Genomic DNA, 16402 nt, shown 5'->3' with positions numbered 1-16402 from the left:
GACGTGACATCATCCGCCACCGGCCGGTTCGAGGCCGATCCCCGCTGGACCAGACTGCCGCATGCGGAGCCGGGCAACCGGATCGGCCTCTTCGGCGGCTCGTTCAATCCGGCCCATTCGGGGCACCGCCTCGTGGCGGAAACGGCGCTGAACCGGCTGAAGCTGGATCAGGTGTGGTGGCTGGTGACGCCCGGAAACCCGCTGAAGGACCACGGCGACCTGGCGCCGCTAAGCCAGCGGCTGGAACAGGCCGCCGCCCTTGCGCGCCATCCGCGCATGAAGGTGACGGCCATTGAAGCGCGGCTGCGCACGGCCTATACGGCTGAGACGCTGGCACGGCTGAAGGGCCTGCGGCCGGATCTTGCCTTCGCCTGGATCATGGGGGCGGACAATCTCGCCAGCTTCCACCGCTGGCAGGACTGGCGGGGAATTCTCAATCAGGTCACCGTCGCCGTGGTCAACCGGCCCGGCGCGTCCCTGTCACCTCTCTTTGCTCCCGCAGCAAGAGCCTTTGCCCGCTACCGGCTGGCCGAAGTGGATGCGCCGCTGGCGCTGTCCATGAAGCCGCCGCATTGGGTTTTCCTGCATGCGCCGCTGGACCCGGTCTCTTCGACAGTCCTGCGCGCCAGACAGAAGGAAGGGCTCTGAATACAGGCACTTGCAGCAACCGGACACGAGCGGGGCCTGATGCCTCTGCGTCCGGCAGCCCAAGCCTGAGACGGCAAAGAATTAACACTGACACGGCTTGTGTCTTGAAAATGACAGATATGAAGCACTATTCTTGGGGCAGATGGCAGATCCAGGGTCTGAAACTCTGCCGTCCTTGTGGTGCGAAACGGGGATGCCCGGGCATCCCTATCCAACCTGTGGCGAAAGGCGAAACACCTGAGCATGACCTTGCACTCCGGAGAGGCACACGTGTCCTCTCCCACTCAGCCGTCTTTGGACGTAGCTCCCAAAGGCACTCTGATCGACGCGATCCTCTCCAGTCTCGACGCTTCGAAAGCGGAAGAGATCGTCTCCCTCGACATCGCGGGCAAAAGCTCGCTGGCCGATTTCATGGTGATCGCCTCCGGGCGTTCGCACCGGCATGTGGGCGCCATCGCCGACCACCTGCTGCGCGACATCAAGGAATTGGGCTTCGGCAATGCCCGTATCGAAGGCCAGACCCATTGTGACTGGGTGCTGATCGACGCCGGTGACGTGATTGTCCACGTCTTCCGTCCGGAAGTCCGCGGCTTCTACAATCTTGAGAAGATGTGGTCCGCCGACGCGAACGACGTGCAGTAAGGCCAAAGCTGGCCCGGCCAGATGCGCAAAAGGCATCTGGCCTGACGGCCCTTGGAGCTCCCGGCAGCAAACGCCGGGGGAACGTAATTCATGCGCTATGTCATAGCGGCTGTCGGCCGCATGAAATCCGGTCCGGAGCGCGAGCTGCTGGACCGTTATCTCGACCGTGCCCGCAAGACCGGCCGGGCTCTTGGCGTGACTGCGGTCGATGTCACCGAGACGGTGGAAAGCCGTGCCCAGCGCTCCGAGGACCGCAAGGCGGAAGAGGCGCAGGTTCTGCTCTCGGGCCTGCATCCGCGCGCAAGGCTGATTGCCCTCGATGAAACCGGCAAGACCATGGCGAGCCCCGCCTTTGCAGAGGTTCTGCGCGGCTGGATGGACGAAGGCTGTCCGGAAATCGTGCTGGCCATCGGCGGCGCAGACGGGCACGGCCCCGATCTTCTGGCCCGCGCCGACCTGAAGCTTGCCTTCGGCGCCATGACCTGGCCGCATCAGATCGTGCGCATTCTGGTGGCAGAACAGGTCTACCGGGCGCTGACGATCCAGTCCGGCCACCCCTATCACAGAGTTTGATGGCAAGCCCGTGCGGTGTCTGAGCAAGGCCAAGGCGTGATGCGCTGGCATCCCAGCGCCCTGGCATGGGCAAGATCTGCGGTCAGCTTCACACAAGATGACAAAATGATCATCTGCACCGGCTTTTCCGGCCCGGATCCCGCCGCATTTGCGCTCTAGTTTCTCTGCTGTGGAGCGAACGGGACGGTAAACGCTTCGTTAATGACAAGGCCGCATCCTCGCCTCACATATCTGGCTGTCCCGGTGGAATCACTCTCCGGGCGGAGGGTATGCCGAGACAGGTGCCTCCGGCACATCTGACAGGACGATCGTGGTGCAGCCCTTGCGAATGGCGGGAAGCAGCAGAGCTTTGCAGTCGCGGCGCCCTCTGGCGCTGGCGGGTCTGCTTGCGCTCATTTCGGCTCTTCCGCAGCCCGCCGCGGCTCAGGCCGTCCCGGCCGTGGAGGCCGGCGTGTCTGGCCATGCGGCAGAGGTGCTGAAGCGCAAGCTGGAACGCGAAGCGGAACTGGCGGCCCTGTCGCGGGATATCGAATTGTCCTCCGGGCGCCAGCAGGAAATCGAGCAGGAAATTGCCTCGCTCGACCGGGATAGCGAATCCCTGACCAACTCGATCCTGAGCACGGCCGGACGGATCAAGGGACTGGAAGGCAACATTGCCGATACCGAACGCCGGCTGGAGCGGCTGACGGCCAATGAAGATACCGTGCGCGCCTCACTGTGGCAGCGCCGGGACACGCTGGCCGAAATCCTCGCTTCGCTGCAGCGGATCGGGCGCCGTCCGCCGCCTGCGCTGGTGGTGCAGCCGAGCGACGCCCTGTCAGCGGTGCGCAGCGCCATCCTGCTGAACGCGGTGATGCCGGGCCTGCGCATCGAGGCAGAAGCGCTTGCCTCCGATCTTGAGGAACTGAACCGCCTCAAGTCCGGTATTGTGGCCGAGAAGGACAAGCTGCGGGCCGATGCCACACGGCTTGCAGAGGAAAAATCACGTCTGGAACTGCTGATGGCCGCCAAGCGGCAGGAGCGGGAAAGATCGGCCGGGGAACTGGCCGCAGAGCGCCAGAAGGCAGAGGACCTTGCAGCGCGGGCTGGATCTCTCAAGGAATTGATCGCCTCGCTGGAGACGGAAATCGAGAGCGCCCGCAAGGCTGCGGAGGCGGCAGCGGCTGCCACGGCCCTGCGCCAGAGCGGCCGCGCGCCCTCCCGCACGGCGCCGCCCGATCCGGGCCGGCTCAGCCCGGCGGTCGCCTTTGCAGAGACAAAAGGCCTGCTGGCACGGCCAGTTGCAGGCGGCATGCTGAAGGACTACGGCCAGAGCGACGACTATGGCGGGCAGACGGAAGGCCAGACCTTCTCCACCCGTCCGGGCGCGCAGGTGACCGCCCCCGGCGACGGCTGGGTGGTCTATTCCGGCCCCTTCCGGTCCTTCGGCCAACTCTTGATCCTGAACGCCGGCGACGGTTATCATGTGCTGCTTGCCGGAATGGACAGGATTGATGTCGAACTGGGGCAGTTTGTTCTTGCCGGAGAGCCCGTCGGTGTGATGGGCTCCACCCAATGGGCGAGTGCTTCGACCTATGGCTTGGGATCGACCAGCCCGGTCCTATATGTTGAATTCAGAAAAGATGGCAGTGCGATTGACCCCACCCCCTGGTGGGCCAGCACAGAGGAAGAAAAGGCTCGCGGATGATACGGAAAGCTTCTCTGCTGTTCACCGGCGCACTGATCGGCGCTGTGGCGGTCACAACCTTTTCAAACCTGCCCATTCGTCTGAGCGGCGCAGCCAACGCAGCAGCTTCGGATACCTACCGCCAGCTGAACCTGTTTGGTGACGTGTTCGAGCGTGTCCGCTCGGACTATGTCGAGGTGCCGGACGACGCTGAGCTGATCGAATCTGCCATCAACGGCATGCTGACCTCGCTGGATCCGCATTCCAGCTACATGCCACCGAAGGCTTTCCGCGACATGCAGGTGCAGACCCGCGGCGAGTTCGGCGGCCTTGGCATCGAGGTGACGATGGAAGACGGCCTCGTCAAGGTCGTCTCGCCGATCGATGACACCCCGGCCGCCAAGGCAGGCCTCATGGCCGGCGATTTCATCGTGCAGATCGATGGCGAGCAGGTGCAGGGCCTGACCCTGAACCAGGCGGTCGAGAAGATGCGCGGCCCGGTCAAGACCCAGATCAAGGTCACCATCCGCCGGGACGGCCGTGCCGAACCCTTTGACGTGACCCTGACCCGCGACACCATCCGCATCCGCTCCGTCCGCTGGCGTGAAGAAGGCGACGTCGGCTATATCCGCGTCACCCAGTTCAACGAGCAGACCTATGACGGGCTGCAGAAGGCCATCGACGAAATCTCCACCAAGATCGGTGGCGACAAGCTGAAGGGCTATGTGCTCGACCTGCGCAACAACCCGGGCGGTCTGCTGGATCAGGCGATTGCCGTCTCCGACGCCTTCCTTGACAGGGGCGAGATCGTCTCGACGCGCGGCCGCAACGCCGAAGAGACCCAGCGCTACAACGCCCGCGCCGGTGATCTGACCCGCGGCAAGCCGGTCATCGTGCTGGTGAACGGCGGTTCGGCCTCGGCTTCGGAAATCGTGGCTGGCGCCCTGCAGGACCACCGCCGCGCAACCGTTCTGGGCAGCCGGTCCTTCGGCAAGGGCTCCGTGCAGACCATCATTCCTCTGGGCGCCAATGGGGCGATCCGGCTGACCACGGCACGCTACTACACCCCGTCGGGCACCTCGATCCAGGCCAAGGGCATCCAGCCGGATATCATTGCCCTGCAGGACCTGCCGGAAGACATGCAGGGCCGCGCTGAAACCACCGGCGAGGCAGGCCTGCGCGGGCATCTTTCGGCCGGCAATCAGGAAGACGCCGAGCAGAAGGAAGAATCCGGCAGCCAGGCTTATGTGCCGGCCGACCCGAAGGACGACAAGCAGCTGAACCTTGCGCTGGATCTTCTGCGCGGCGTGCAGGCCAACAGCGCCTTCCCGCCCTCGGCTGACCAGCAGAAGGCGGCTGTTCCGAACTGACCGGAGACGTCCGCAAAATCACTCTCCGGCAGGCCCTTCGTCGCTTGTAGGCCTGCCGGAGTTGAGCAGCATCTGAACCAGCAGGCAGGCGCCGCGTTCCGTCACCCGGAAGGCGGCGCAAGGATATTTGGAGCGTCATGGCGGCGAAGGACCTCACAGCGCCTTTGGGCATGGGCAAGCGGAAACTGATCCGTTTGCCGTTCGGCCTGATCGGTATGGGACTGATGACGGTGGTCATCACCACCGGCCTGCTGTGGATGGGCGTCGTCGATGATCCGCTCGGCGGTGAGCCCACCGCCGTGGTGCCGCTGGAACGTACGGTCGAGGGACTGGCTGCCCGTGACATCGCAGCCTTGAGCGTGCAGCAGGATCTCAGTTCCGACGAAGATGGCCGGGCAGGCAAGCAGCACGCCACCCTGGGGCCCCGCTTTGACGATGAGGCCAACCAGCCGAGCCGCATCGGCCAAGGCCTGTCGGTGACGCCCGATCAGCGGGTCACAGAGCGTGTCGAATATGGCTATTTGCCCAAGGTTGGCGGTGATGGCATCCGGCCGCTGGATCTTTATGCAAGGCCGCTGTCGGGTGATCTTCTGTCCGCACCACGCATTGCCGTTGTCATCGGCGGGATCGGCCTGTCGGAAGCGGGCAGCCAGAATGCGCTGAAGAGCCTGCCGCCGGAAGTCACGCTGGCCATCGCGCCCTATGCCGCCACACCCGACCGCTGGATGAAACAGGCGCGGGCGGCAGGCCATGAGCTTTTGATGCAGCTGCCGCTGGAGCCGTTCGATTATCCGGACAATGATCCCGGCCCGCACACGCTGCTGGTGAGCCTGCGCAGCCCCGAGTTTCTGGACCGGCTGAGCTGGCTTTTGTCGCGGACCACCAACTATGCCGGCGTGATCAACACGCAAGGCGGCCGTTTCACCGCAGCCGAGCCTTCCATGCAGCTGCTGCTGGAACAGGTCACCCAGCGGGGCCTGATGTATGTGGATGACGGATCCTCCTCCCGCACGGTCGCACCGGCGGCCGCCTCTGCGGCCCGCACACCCTTCAGCCGGGTCGATGTGGTGCTGGATGCCGTCCCGCGGGCAGAAGATATCAACGGCCAGCTTCTGCAGCTGGAGGCTCTGGCGCGGGCCCGCGGCGTTGCCGTTGCATCGGGCACGGCCCTGCCCGTTACCATCAAAACGCTGCAGGAATGGGCCGCGGATCTGGAACGGCGCGGCCTGCAGCTGGTTCCCGTCAGCGCCACCATCGACAGAGCACCGCAAGGCTGATACCGGAGAGGCCGCCCGTGTTTCAGCGGATGGCAGCCTGCGGTTTTGTGATAGTCTGACCTGGCTGACGGTATGTGGAGTAAGACGTGAGCAAGGCCTTGCATGATTTTCCGGGTGCGGGTGCACCCGGCCAGCTGCCCTACCGCCCCTGTGTGGGCATCATGCTTGTCAACCGGGAAGGCCGTGTCTGGGCCGGTCACCGGTTCGATCCCAAGGCCGCCCACAAGGGGCGCAAGATCGAGGAAGAATACGCCTGGCAGATGCCGCAGGGCGGCATCGATGCGGGTGAAGATCCGCTGACCGCAGCCTTCCGCGAACTCTATGAGGAAACCTCCGTCCGCTCCGCATCGCTGATTGCCGAAGCCCCCGGCTGGTTCACCTACGACTATCCGCCCGAAGTGCTCGCCAGCACCCGGCATGGCAGATACCGGGGACAGGCGCAGAAATGGTATGCCCTGCGCTTTGAAGGCGAGGACAGCGAGATCGACATCCTCACTCCGCCCAAAGGCCATTCGCAGGAGTTCGACGGCTGGCGCTGGGAGGAGGCAGCAAGGCTTCCGGAGTTGATCGTCCCCTTCAAGCGGCATGTCTATCAGCAGGTGGTCGAGGCCTTCGCAAGGCTGGTGCCGGGGCTTTGATCCTGCTCCAGGGCGCATTCATGATGTCCGGGCCTGCGGCACCGCTCCGGCTTTACCTCGTCTCTGATGCCGCCTTGGCCTTTGCGGCCTGCCATTCGCGGCGCACATCTGCGTCTGTTTCCGGGGTGAGCCGGGCCTCTGCCAATGCTGCAAAGGCTTCCGGCGCAAGCAGGCGGGACAGGGCCCAGACGGCGGCACCGCGCACGACAGCCGCATCATCGTCCAGCAGCGCCACGGCCTGTGGCACATGACCGGCATCGGCGCTGTTTCCTGCCGCGATCAGGCAGTTGCGGATGAAGCGGTCCCGGCCGATGCGCTTCACCGGCGAGCCGGAAAAGAGCTGACGGAAGGCCGGATCATCCAGCCTCAAGAGCGTGGCCAGTGACGGCGCCTCCAGATCCTCCCGCGCCTGCAGCTTGGCTTCGCGGGCTTCCACGGCAAACTTGTTCCAGGGGCAGGCGGCAAGGCAATCGTCGCAGCCATAGATGCGGTTGCCCAGGGCCACGCGGAACTCGTCCGGAATCGGTCCGGCGTGCTCGATGGTCAGGTAGGAAATGCAGCGGCGGGCATCGAGCCGGTAGGGCTGCGGGAAGGCGTCTGTCGGACAGGCGGACAGGCAGGCCCGGCAGGAGCCGCAATGGTCGCGCTCCGGCTCTGCGGCAGCAAGATCCAGCGTGGTGAAGATGCTGGCGAGAAAGAACCAGGAGCCGAGCCGCCGTGACACCAGATTGGTGTGCTTGCCCTGCCAGCCAAGGCCTGCAGCCTGTGCCAGCGGCTTTTCCATCACCGGCGCCGTATCGACGAAGACCTTCACATCACCGCCGCCCGCACGCGAGACGAGAAAACTCGCCAGCTCCTTCAGCTTGCCCTTGATGACATCGTGATAATCCCGGTGGCGGGCGTAGACGGAAATGTTGCCCCGGTCCGGATGGGCAAGGTTCTCCAGCGCATCCCCGGCAGGGCCATAATTCATGGCCAGCATGATGACCGAGCGCACGTCCGGCCACAGCACGCCGGGGCTGGCGCGCCGGTCCGCCGTTTCCTCCATCCAGCCCATGGAGCCGTGATGACCATCGGCGAGAAACTGCGCCAGCCGCTGCGGCGCTAGCGGAATGGCATCGGGCCGGGTGATGGCGAGATCATCAAAGCCCAGCTGGGCGGCCTTGTCCCTGAGCTGGCGGCAAAGGCGGTCCAGAGCCTTTGCCGAAAGCACCGGGTTTGAAGGCACGGCTGGGCTGTTGCGGCTCTGCGTCAGAAGTCCAGATCCGCGTAGGTCATCGACGGCGGCATGCCGAGCATCTTTTCGCTCAGGAGCGGACGGAAGCTCGGGCGCGATTTCACCCGCGCATACCAGGCCTTGACGTTCTCCTCGGTGTCCCATGGCACTTCGCCCAGATAATCGGCGCAGGACAGTTCGGCGGCGAGCGCGAAATCCGCAAAGCTCAGCCGGTCGCCGCCCAGCCATTTGCGCGAGGCCGCAAGATAGCCGAAATAGCGCATGTGATGGTGAATATTGGCGCGCGCCACGCGCAGAATGGCCGAATCAGGCTCGCCGCCGCCGACAGAGCGGGGCATGTCCTGCTTGTAGATACGCTCGCGCACGAAATGGCCGGCCACCTCATCATCGAACTTGCGCAGGCCCCATTCCACCAGACGGCGGGTTTCTGCCCGCAGCTCCGGATGGTCCGGCATCAGCCGCCGGTCGCCCATCGCATAGCCGCGCGTTTCATCGAGATATTCCATGATGGCATAGGGACCGCAGACCGGCGTGCCGCCGTTCTCGATCAGAACCGGCACGGTTCCGGCCGGATTGAGCATCAGGAATTCCCGGCGCCGTTCCCAGGGATTGATGGTGTGCATCTCGTAATTTGCGCCGTACTCCCCGAGGATGAGACGCACAAAACGGGAAGACGGCGAGAACGGATGATGATAAAGCGTGAGCATTCAGTGATTTGGACCTTCAGCGCCGGGTGCCCCCCAAGCGCCCGCCACAACTCTAGTAGGATATGGTTAGCATCCTGTTGCTGCCGCCCTCTTTTCCCGCGAGCCAGCGCGCCCGCATAGATCATGCCCCGCAGCGGGATTCAATAGCCTCTCAACAGGTCTTTTCAGGAGTTCATTTCCGATGACAAGCGATACGATCATCAGCGCCTTCATTCTGGGCATTGTCGAGGGTCTGACCGAGTTCATTCCGGTCTCCTCCACCGGCCACATCCTGCTGCTCGGCCACTTCCTCGGCTTTGAGAGCACGGGCAAGACCTTCGAGGTGCTGATCCAGCTCGGCGCGATCCTCGCCATCCTCAGCGTCTATTTCGGCCGCCTGTGGTCCATCGCCACCGCCCTGCCGAACGACCGGCGCGCCCAGCGCTTTGTCGCGGGCATCCTGCTTGCCTTCCTGCCGGCGGCCGTCATCGGCGTGCTGGCGCATGGCTTCATCAAGTCGGTGCTGTTTGAATCACCGGCCCTGATCTGCACCACCCTGCTGCTGGGCGGTGTTGCACTGCTGGTGATCGACCGGCTGCCGCTGAAGCCGCGCTATCACAACGCCATGGATTTCCCCCTGCACCTGTGCCTTGCCATCGGCTTCGTCCAGTGCCTCGCCATGGTTCCGGGCGTGTCGCGCTCCGGCTCGACCATCGCCGGTTCCCTGCTGATGGGCACGGACAAGCGCTCTGCAGCGGAATTCTCGTTCTTCCTCGCCATGCCGACCATGGCAGGCGCCTTTGCCTATGACCTCTACAAGAACCGCGATGTTCTCTCCATGGACGACGCCACGATCATCGCCATCGGCTTTGTCACGTCCTTCGTGGCCGCCGTATTTGTGGTGCGCAGGCTGCTGGACTTCGTCTCCCGCCACGGCTTTGCGCCTTTCGCCTGGTGGCGCATTGGCGTCGGCCTTGCCGGCTTTGCCGGTCTCTATTTCTTCGGATAAGCGGCTCATACCAACACTCGATGAGCTTGCCTCATTGAGTGTTGGTCAAGCCCATGGGGCGCATGAGCCATTTCAAGGCGTGATGCGTCAGCATCGAAAGCCTTGGTATCAAGCCTCAGGCGATGCCGGAGGCCCTGAGCGCCGCCGTCACGGCAGCCGCGCCAATGACGATGACGGGAAACGGCGCCCGCAGCAGATAGAACCCGAGACCGGCGGCAACGCCCGCAGGTCTCGCCCAGCCCGCAAAGGCGGTCCCGTCCAGCAGGGCGGAACTGGCCATCAGCGACACCAGCATGACGACAGCCGCGGCCTGAAACAGCTGCTGCATGCGCCCCGACAGGACCAGCCGCCCATGCAGCAGGGGACCGGTGGCACGGAAGGCGAAGGTACCGGCCGCCAGCGCCAGAATGGCGGCCATCGGCATCAGGTTCTCAGTCATGTGCAGGATCTCCCTCTGGCGGGACAGTACGCGGCCAGACGATGAAAACCACCAGCCCGCAGAGCGCCGCCAGCACCGGCACACCTGCGGGCAGCACCGGTGTCAACACGAAGGCTATGGCCGCCCCCAGCCCCGCAGCAAGCCGCAGCCGGGCATCCTTCAGCGCCGGCAGAACCAGCGCCAGCAGCACAGCCGGGAAGGCCGCATCCAGGCCCAGCGCCGAGGCATCGCCCACCGCCTGACCGAGCAATGCCCCGGCGACTGTCCCCACGTTCCACAGGATGTAGAGACCGATGGCGCAGGCCCAGTAGAGCGCACGGGCGCGCTCCGGGTTGCTGTCCTTCAGCGAAAAGGCCAGCGCCTCGTCGGTCAGAAGGTGCGATCCGAGCAGTTTCTGCAAGAGCCCGCCGCGCAGAAGGCCTGCCACCGAAAAGCCGAAGGGCAGATGCCGGGCGTTGAGCACCAGCCCGGCCAGAACCGCAGCCACCGGCCCGCCGCCCGCGAGCACCACGCCAACGGCCGCAAATTGCGAGGCCCCGGCAAAGACGATGGTGGACATGGCCAGCGGCACCCAGAACGGCAGTCCGCCGCCCGTGGCTATGGCCCCGAAGGAGACACCGGCAATGGTGGTGGCGCCGCAGACCAGCAGCACGTCCATCCAGTCCCGGCGCGTGAGTGTTTGAAATATCGTCCGCATGTGCGATAAAATGGACAAAGTCAGATCGTTCGTCAAGGCGAACGTTCGTTCGATTAAAAAAACACCAACCAGACGCAAAGGCTCCGCATGTCAGACACCGCCGAAGCCCTCCGGCAATGGATTTCCATCGCACTCAAGACCGAGCGGGAGAAGGCGGGCCTGAGCCTCAGCGAATTGGCGCGGCGGGCGGGCCTTTCCAAGTCCACCCTGTCCCAGCTGGAGGCGGGCAACGGCAATCCGGGCATCGAGACGCTGTGGATGCTGGCGGTCGCGCTCAACATCCCCTTCAGCCGCCTTGTCGACCGGCCGGAGCGCAGCACCCGCCTGGTGCGGGCGGGCGAAGGCCCCTACACCTTGTCCGAGGAGGCCGCCGTCCGCGCGACGCTTCTGTCCACCGGCAGCACCGGCGCAAGGCGGGACATCTACCGCATGGACCTTGAACCCGGACGCGCGCGCCGCTCTCCGGCCCATATTGCCGGTTCGACGGAACATGTGCTGGTCGCATCCGGCCGCGCCCGCGTCGGCCCGGAGACGGAAACCGAAGACCTCTCACCCGGCGATTACTACACCTATCCCGGCGATACGGCCCATCTCTACGAAGCCCTTGAGCCCGGAACGGTGCTGCTGCTGGTGATGGAGCACGCCTGACATCAGGGGTTTGAGGTCCTAACGCTTTTTTCGCTTCCCTTGCGGTAAAACACGGCATCCGGCGCGGGGTGCGCCGCAGCCATGAAGGGGACCTTCCGTGCAAGGGCAGCTTTCGATTTTCCGTCATCTGCTGGCCGCCGCCAGCTTCTGCGCCGCCGTTCTCGCCGTGGCGCCCGCAGCTCACGCCGCAGATAACGGCCCTGTCTCCGTCGAACAGGGCGTGACCTACGAATATCTCGACCGCTGGGACGTGGACAAGCTGAACGAAATCCTGACCAAGGATACGCCTGCCTTTGCCGGGATCACCGAGACCTACACCCCGGCCCGCAACGCGGTGAAGCTCTACCGCGTCACCTATCCGTCCGTGATCCCGGAGCGCGGCAACAAGCCGACCGTTGCCACCGGCCTGCTCGCCGTTCCGGACGTGGACGGCAGCAGCTTCCCCCTCGTGTCCTACCAGCACGGCACGGTCTACCTGAAGCAGCAGGTGCCGTCCTATCCGGATCAGTCGCCGGAAACCCAGCTGATGATCGCGCAGTTCGCCGGGCAGGGTTATCTGCTCATCGGTGCGGACTATTTCGGCCTCGGCGATTCGCCCGAGACGGAAGGCTACATGGTCAAGGCCAGCCACCAGCAGGCCACCTATGACATGCTCACCGCCAGCCGGTCCGTGCTCACTGCCATGAAGCTGGAGGACAGCAAGCTGTTCCTCGCCGGCTGGTCGCAGGGCGGCTATGTCACCATGGCCATGGTGCAGAAGCTGGAACAGGCCGGTGTGCCCGTCACGGCCGCCGCCACCGCCAGCGCGCCCATCGACATTTTCGCCGCGCTCAACGGCTTCCTGAATTTCCCGCGCAAGTTCGATGCGGATTGGGTCAACAGCCTGTTCATCCTGTCGTCCTTCTCCTACGAGCACTACTACGGCCTGCCCGGCCTTGCCCGCTCGATGATCGCGGAGGAATATTATGACGTGGCGCAAAAGGCCTATCTGCGCGAGCCCATTGATCCGTCCACGATCCCGGGCGACCTGCACAAGCTGCTGAAGCCGGAATATTTCGACACCCAGTTCTTCGCCGCCTCCGCCTTTGGCCGCCTTGCGGCGCAGAACGAGGTCTTCCGCTGGATCTACAAGACCCCGGTGCGCAACTATTACGGCGAAACGGACGAAGCCATCTCCGTGGGTGTCGGCCGCATGGCCATGACCTATCAGCAGGCCATCGGCGCCGGAAACCCGGCTGTGGAAGCCGTCTCCACCGGCGACACCACCCACCGCGGCACCTTCGCCCGCGCCACCCCGCAGTGGAAGGCCTGGTTCGACGGGCTGTGAGGGGCCGAAAGGCCCCCTCCTTTTGCCGACCTCTCCTTCCTTGAGCTACGGCATGCACACATCCGTTGCGGACATCGGCCGCAGTGATGCATCTGATCTGTGGCAGGACCTCGCCGCTCCCCTCCCCCTGGTGGGGAGGGGTAAGGGGTGGGGGGATCTGAGCCCGCAACTATATGAAAGACAGATATTTTCCTGAAGAGGCATTACGAGGGGAATCTATCTGTAATCAATGGATACTCTACCAGCCGGAAAGGCCTTCCCCCCACCCCTAACCCCTCCCCACGAGGGGGAGGGGGGCTGAAACGCCGTGCCGGAATGACCAGACTGCGGGCTTTCCCCAAGCCGTCTCCGGCTTCAAGCACGATGTGTGAATCCGGTAGCCCTCGTGGGGAGGGGGTTGGTGCACGTCTGAGGGGAGCTCGCGGCTGGCCGTTCGTGTCTCCCTTTGAAATCCCCTTTCCCGCTTGACGGCATATAGTTGCATTTGCAATCAATTGCATTTCCAGTCCGCCTTGGGAGGGGCTTATGGGCCGCGTTGTCCTTCACACCTATTTCCGCAGTTCCACGTCCTACCGGGTGCGCATTGCGCTGGCGATGAAGGGCATTGCCTATGAGCCGGTGTTTCACCACCTGCGCCTCGGCAAGCACCGGGAGCCCGGGTATCTTGCCGTCAACCCGCAAGGCCTGGTGCCCACGCTGGAGTGGAGCGACGGCACGGTGCTGAGCCAGTCGCTGGCCATCATCGAGTTTCTGGACGAGATGGTGCCGGAGCCGCGGCTGCTGCCGGAGAATGCCAGGGGCCGGGCGCGGGTGCGGATGCTGTCGCAGATGATTGCCTGCGACATCCACCCGGTGAACAACCTGCGCATCCTCAACGCCCTGCGCAGCCGCTTCGGCGCTGATGACGCGGCTGTCACGGACTGGTTCCGCACATGGGTGGCCGAGACCTTCGGCCCGCTGGAGGCGCTGCTGGCGCAGAGCCCGGAAACCGGCCGCTTCTGCCACGGCGATGCGGTGACCATGGCCGATCTCTGCCTTGTGGCGCAGGTGGCCAACAATGGCCGCTTCGGCGTGGACATGATCCCCTATCCGGTGATCTCCCGCATCCACGCCGCCGCCATGGAGCTCCCGGCCTTCATCGCCGCCGCCCCGCAGAATCAGCCCGATGCGGAATAGGTGCCTGCCCATCCCAGCGCCAATCGGCTCCTGAAAAACAGGTGATGCCGCCCACATGCCGGACTTCGGGTGAGCAGGCGCTGAAGTCCAGCGTTCCGGCAAGAAGCCTGCGGCCGGTTTCCGTCAGCTCCACCTGCGCCTTGCCCCACTCCCCTTGCATGGGATCATCACAAAACCGCAGCGGCGGATTGCCCGCCCGCGACAGGCGCAGCAGTAGGGCAAGGAACATGAGGTCCCCGAAGAAAGGCAATGGATCGATCCGGGTCATGAAGCCGTGAAAGACCAGGCCCCAGGTCTGCGCCCCATCTGCGATAAGCTGCAGGGCTGCCCGCTCGCTGAAGCCCAGCCCTGAGACCGGATCGGGCAATTCCGCCAGATGCCTGCGGATAGCCCCAGGCAGGAAGGGGAGCGCCGGGGAAGGGCTCTCTGTCAGCGCCATCAGCGCCAGAGGGTCAGAAGCGGCCAGCGCCGCACGCGCCGCCAGTCCCGCTGCAAAGGCCGGTTCAGGCACCGGCTGGCGGGCCGCGAAGACATGGCGCAGTGCGGCGGGAGCAAGCTGTCCGAGACCGATGAAGTGCGGCAGGCCGGGATAGCGGTCCAGTGCCACCATCTCCACCTTGCGGCGCGGCAGCGGCGCAAGCCGGGCCAGAACATCGGCAAGGCAGAACTGGTCGTACGGGTCATGCTCGAACCAAAGGACGATCCGCGCAAACTCTGTCATGCGCGACAGCATGGCTTCGCCGGCCGCCATCCGCCGCCTTGCCTCCTCAGCCGTCACCCCCGGATAACTGGTGCCAAGATAAGCCGCACGTGCCGGAAGGTGATCTGCCCCCATGCGCACGGGCCCGTCGCACAAGGGATCATCATGGCACAGGAACTCACCCTCAAATCCGGCATGCCGCAGACTGGCTTCGATGTCATTCCCGCAGCGGATATGCAGTGTGGGCAGGTCCCCGTCCGGTGCAGGCGCACCGTGGCGGATGGCGTTGCAGGCCGCGTCAAGACCGGTGACATGGGCTTTGAGCGCGGGCCAGCTGGAAAGCCCTGCCTCACGGGCGATGACCAGCTGTGCATCGGCAAGCTTTGCCCGCGCCGGGTCAAGCCGTGCAGCCCGGGGATGATGTGCCTGAAGGCGCGCCAGTGCTGCGGGATCGCCCGCATGCAGCCCGTCACGCAGGCGCTTGGCCTCACGCTTCTGGCGGTCAAGATTGAGGGAAAGGTCGGCCTCGCTCAAGAGAACAGCCGAAGGGGAACCCGTTTCACCGGTCATGGGGACTCCTCACTCGTCAGAACGGTGTCCGCAGAGCCGAAGGGAGCGGGAATCAGGATGGCATAAGCAATGCGCAACGCATGAGTGCCGACGAAACGTCTTTCCGCGGACCGGAGGCATGCACCTGAGCCAGCTGAGACCATACTGCCCTCATGGAAACGCGGCAAGGCCCCCGAAAACGCAAACGGCGCCCACTGGGGGCGCCGTGCATCTTCGAAACCCGGTGAACCGGTCAATCAGGCGATCGACTGGCCGGTCTTGGCCCAGTCGGCCAGGAAGGTTTCGAGGCCCTTGTCGGTCAGCGGATGCTTGACCAGCGCCTTGAGCGTTGCCGGGGGAATGGTGGCAACGTCGGCACCGGCGATGGCGCAATCCTTGACGTGGTTGATGGTGCGGATCGACGCGGCCAGGATTTCGGTCTGGAAGCCGTAGTTATCGTAGATCACCCGGATCTCGCGGATCAGCTCCATGCCGTCGATGTTGATGTCATCGAGACGGCCGATGAAGGGCGAGATGTAGGTGGCACCGGCCTTGGCAGCCAGCAGCGCCTGCGTGGCGGAGAAGCACAGGGTGACGTTGGTCTTGTGACCGGCAGAGGTCAGCGCCTTGCAGGCCTTGAGGCCGTCCATGGTCAGCGGCAGCTTGATGACGACATTGCCGGCAATGGCGGCCAGCACCTTGGCTTCGCGCATCATGCCTTCATAGTCGGTCGCGGCCACTTCGGCGGACACGGGGCCCTTGGTGATCTTGCAGATCTCGGCAATGACCTCCTTCATCGGGCGGCCGGCCTTCATCACGAGCGACGGATTGGTGGTGACGCCATCGAGCAGGCCGGTGGATTCCAGCTCGGCAATCTCGGCGGTGTCTGCGGTATCGACAAAGAATTTCATGCGAGTATCCACTCCCCTTGCGCCCGGCTTGCCCTCTGGGGCAATCAGGCATGAGTTGAGACGCGTGCGATGGAGGTGCCGCGCGTCTGTCCCGTCCCTGCCTCTTTAGCGTAGGATTGCGCCGAGCAACACCCCCGATTCGGAATGTGACAAGCGATTGCGGTACGCACCTCAGCATTTGACCCGGTTTTCTGGCGCAGGACGCATGA

At 64.5% G+C, this 16402-nt stretch carries 17 protein-coding genes; 11 read left to right on the top strand and 6 right to left on the bottom strand.

The window, feature by feature from the left end:
* The first annotated feature begins 3 nt into the window (after positions 1-3).
* From ACVNHC_RS16265 to ACVNHC_RS16235, 7 genes are all read left to right on the top strand, one after another.
* Positions 4-648 carry a nicotinate-nucleotide adenylyltransferase gene (locus ACVNHC_RS16265; RefSeq protein WP_094462805.1) on the top strand — a complete coding sequence of 215 codons (645 nt, stop codon included), beginning with the start codon at positions 4-6 and terminating at the stop codon, positions 646-648.
* Positions 649-891: 243 nt separating this feature from the next.
* Positions 892-1290: a ribosome silencing factor gene (rsfS, locus tag ACVNHC_RS16260; protein ID WP_072242513.1), complete on the top strand. Its 399-nt coding sequence runs from the start codon at positions 892-894 to the stop codon at positions 1288-1290.
* A gap of 90 nt (positions 1291-1380) precedes the next feature.
* The gene (gene rlmH / locus ACVNHC_RS16255; protein WP_019963653.1) at positions 1381-1863 is read left to right on the top strand and encodes a 23S rRNA (pseudouridine(1915)-N(3))-methyltransferase RlmH; all 483 of its coding nucleotides are present in this window, start codon (positions 1381-1383) and stop codon (positions 1861-1863) included.
* Between the two features lie 382 nt (positions 1864-2245).
* Positions 2246-3550: a murein hydrolase activator EnvC family protein gene (locus ACVNHC_RS16250; protein ID WP_457168262.1), complete on the top strand. Its 1305-nt coding sequence runs from the start codon at positions 2246-2248 to the stop codon at positions 3548-3550.
* Entirely contained in the window at positions 3547-4899 is a 1353-nt protein-coding gene (locus ACVNHC_RS16245; RefSeq protein ID WP_050473337.1) for a S41 family peptidase, read from the top strand. The genes ACVNHC_RS16250 and ACVNHC_RS16245 overlap by 4 nt, the downstream gene beginning before the upstream one ends.
* 137 nt (positions 4900-5036) lie before the next feature.
* Positions 5037-6176 carry a divergent polysaccharide deacetylase family protein gene (locus ACVNHC_RS16240; protein ID WP_094462803.1) on the top strand — a complete coding sequence of 380 codons (1140 nt, stop codon included), beginning with the start codon at positions 5037-5039 and terminating at the stop codon, positions 6174-6176.
* Between the two features lie 86 nt (positions 6177-6262).
* Positions 6263-6814, top strand: a complete 552-nt coding sequence (locus tag ACVNHC_RS16235; RefSeq protein ID WP_058898331.1) for an RNA pyrophosphohydrolase — start codon at positions 6263-6265, stop codon at positions 6812-6814.
* Between the two features lie 52 nt (positions 6815-6866).
* On the opposite strand, the gene queG is transcribed toward ACVNHC_RS16235, so the two are convergent.
* A complete protein-coding gene (gene queG, locus ACVNHC_RS16230) occupies positions 6867-8042 on the bottom strand; it encodes a tRNA epoxyqueuosine(34) reductase QueG (protein ID WP_457168043.1) in 1176 nt (391 codons plus the stop codon).
* Positions 8043-8065: 23 nt separating this feature from the next.
* Positions 8066-8758: a glutathione S-transferase family protein gene (locus ACVNHC_RS16225; RefSeq protein WP_019963659.1), complete on the bottom strand. Its 693-nt coding sequence runs from the start codon at positions 8756-8758 to the stop codon at positions 8066-8068.
* Positions 8759-8939: 181 nt separating this feature from the next.
* Here ACVNHC_RS16225 and ACVNHC_RS16220 point away from each other — a divergent pair, with 181 nt between their 5' ends.
* Positions 8940-9746, top strand: a complete 807-nt coding sequence (locus tag ACVNHC_RS16220) for an undecaprenyl-diphosphate phosphatase (RefSeq protein ID WP_050473342.1) — start codon at positions 8940-8942, stop codon at positions 9744-9746.
* A 115-nt stretch (positions 9747-9861) separates the two neighbouring features.
* Here ACVNHC_RS16220 and ACVNHC_RS16215 read toward each other — a convergent pair whose 3' ends face one another.
* Together ACVNHC_RS16215 and ACVNHC_RS16210 are read right to left on the bottom strand one after the other, a co-directional pair.
* Positions 9862-10185 (bottom strand): AzlD domain-containing protein, encoded by a 324-nt coding sequence (locus ACVNHC_RS16215; protein WP_122519090.1) that lies wholly within the window; start codon positions 10183-10185, stop codon positions 9862-9864.
* On the bottom strand, positions 10178-10843 hold the full coding sequence (locus ACVNHC_RS16210; RefSeq protein ID WP_457168040.1) for an AzlC family ABC transporter permease: 666 nt from the start codon (positions 10841-10843) through the stop codon (positions 10178-10180). Before ACVNHC_RS16210 ends, ACVNHC_RS16215 begins: the two co-directional genes overlap by 8 nt.
* Before the next feature lie 126 nt (positions 10844-10969).
* On the opposite strand from ACVNHC_RS16210, the gene ACVNHC_RS16205 reads away from it, so the two are divergent.
* The 3 genes from ACVNHC_RS16205 (at position 10970) to maiA (ending at position 14033) form a co-directional block, all read left to right on the top strand.
* Complete coding sequence (locus ACVNHC_RS16205) at positions 10970-11530, top strand: helix-turn-helix domain-containing protein (protein WP_457168038.1); 561 nt, start codon at positions 10970-10972, stop codon at positions 11528-11530.
* Between the two features lie 97 nt (positions 11531-11627).
* Complete coding sequence (locus tag ACVNHC_RS16200; RefSeq protein WP_457168036.1) at positions 11628-12857, top strand: alpha/beta hydrolase family protein; 1230 nt, start codon at positions 11628-11630, stop codon at positions 12855-12857.
* 525 nt (positions 12858-13382) lie between these two features.
* Positions 13383-14033, top strand: coding sequence for a maleylacetoacetate isomerase (maiA, locus tag ACVNHC_RS16195; protein ID WP_050473344.1), 651 nt, complete (start codon positions 13383-13385; stop codon positions 14031-14033).
* On the opposite strand, the gene ACVNHC_RS16190 is transcribed toward maiA, so the two are convergent.
* Together ACVNHC_RS16190 and fsa are read right to left on the bottom strand one after the other, a co-directional pair.
* Positions 13993-15303 carry a DUF1835 domain-containing protein gene (locus ACVNHC_RS16190; RefSeq protein ID WP_457168033.1) on the bottom strand — a complete coding sequence of 437 codons (1311 nt, stop codon included), beginning with the start codon at positions 15301-15303 and terminating at the stop codon, positions 13993-13995. The genes maiA and ACVNHC_RS16190 overlap by 41 nt on opposite strands.
* A 236-nt stretch (positions 15304-15539) precedes the next feature.
* On the bottom strand, positions 15540-16193 hold the full coding sequence (fsa, locus tag ACVNHC_RS16185; protein WP_457168032.1) for a fructose-6-phosphate aldolase: 654 nt from the start codon (positions 16191-16193) through the stop codon (positions 15540-15542).
* Positions 16194-16402: the final 209 nt, after the last annotated feature.

The organism is Pannonibacter sp. Q-1 (assembly GCF_054073275.1).
The sequence above is the reverse complement of the archived record's forward strand: the minus strand, read 5'-3'. Positions and strand labels throughout refer to the sequence as shown.

Coding starts and splice junctions, on each gene's coding strand:
- ACVNHC_RS16245 (WP_050473337.1), top strand. CDS start 3,547: ATGATACGGAAAGCTTCTCTGCTGTTCACCGGCGCACTGATCGGCGCT.
- ACVNHC_RS16210 (WP_457168040.1), bottom strand. CDS start 10,843: ATGGACGTGCTGCTGGTCTGCGGCGCCACCACCATTGCCGGTGTCTCC.
- rsfS (WP_072242513.1), top strand. CDS start 892: ATGACCTTGCACTCCGGAGAGGCACACGTGTCCTCTCCCACTCAGCCG.
- fsa (WP_457168032.1), bottom strand. CDS start 16,193: ATGAAATTCTTTGTCGATACCGCAGACACCGCCGAGATTGCCGAGCTG.
- maiA (WP_050473344.1), top strand. CDS start 13,383: ATGGGCCGCGTTGTCCTTCACACCTATTTCCGCAGTTCCACGTCCTAC.
- ACVNHC_RS16215 (WP_122519090.1), bottom strand. CDS start 10,185: ATGACTGAGAACCTGATGCCGATGGCCGCCATTCTGGCGCTGGCGGCC.
- ACVNHC_RS16190 (WP_457168033.1), bottom strand. CDS start 15,303: ATGACCGGTGAAACGGGTTCCCCTTCGGCTGTTCTCTTGAGCGAGGCC.
- ACVNHC_RS16225 (WP_019963659.1), bottom strand. CDS start 8,758: ATGCTCACGCTTTATCATCATCCGTTCTCGCCGTCTTCCCGTTTTGTG.
- ACVNHC_RS16220 (WP_050473342.1), top strand. CDS start 8,940: ATGACAAGCGATACGATCATCAGCGCCTTCATTCTGGGCATTGTCGAG.
- ACVNHC_RS16240 (WP_094462803.1), top strand. CDS start 5,037: ATGGCGGCGAAGGACCTCACAGCGCCTTTGGGCATGGGCAAGCGGAAA.
- rlmH (WP_019963653.1), top strand. CDS start 1,381: ATGCGCTATGTCATAGCGGCTGTCGGCCGCATGAAATCCGGTCCGGAG.
- ACVNHC_RS16205 (WP_457168038.1), top strand. CDS start 10,970: ATGTCAGACACCGCCGAAGCCCTCCGGCAATGGATTTCCATCGCACTC.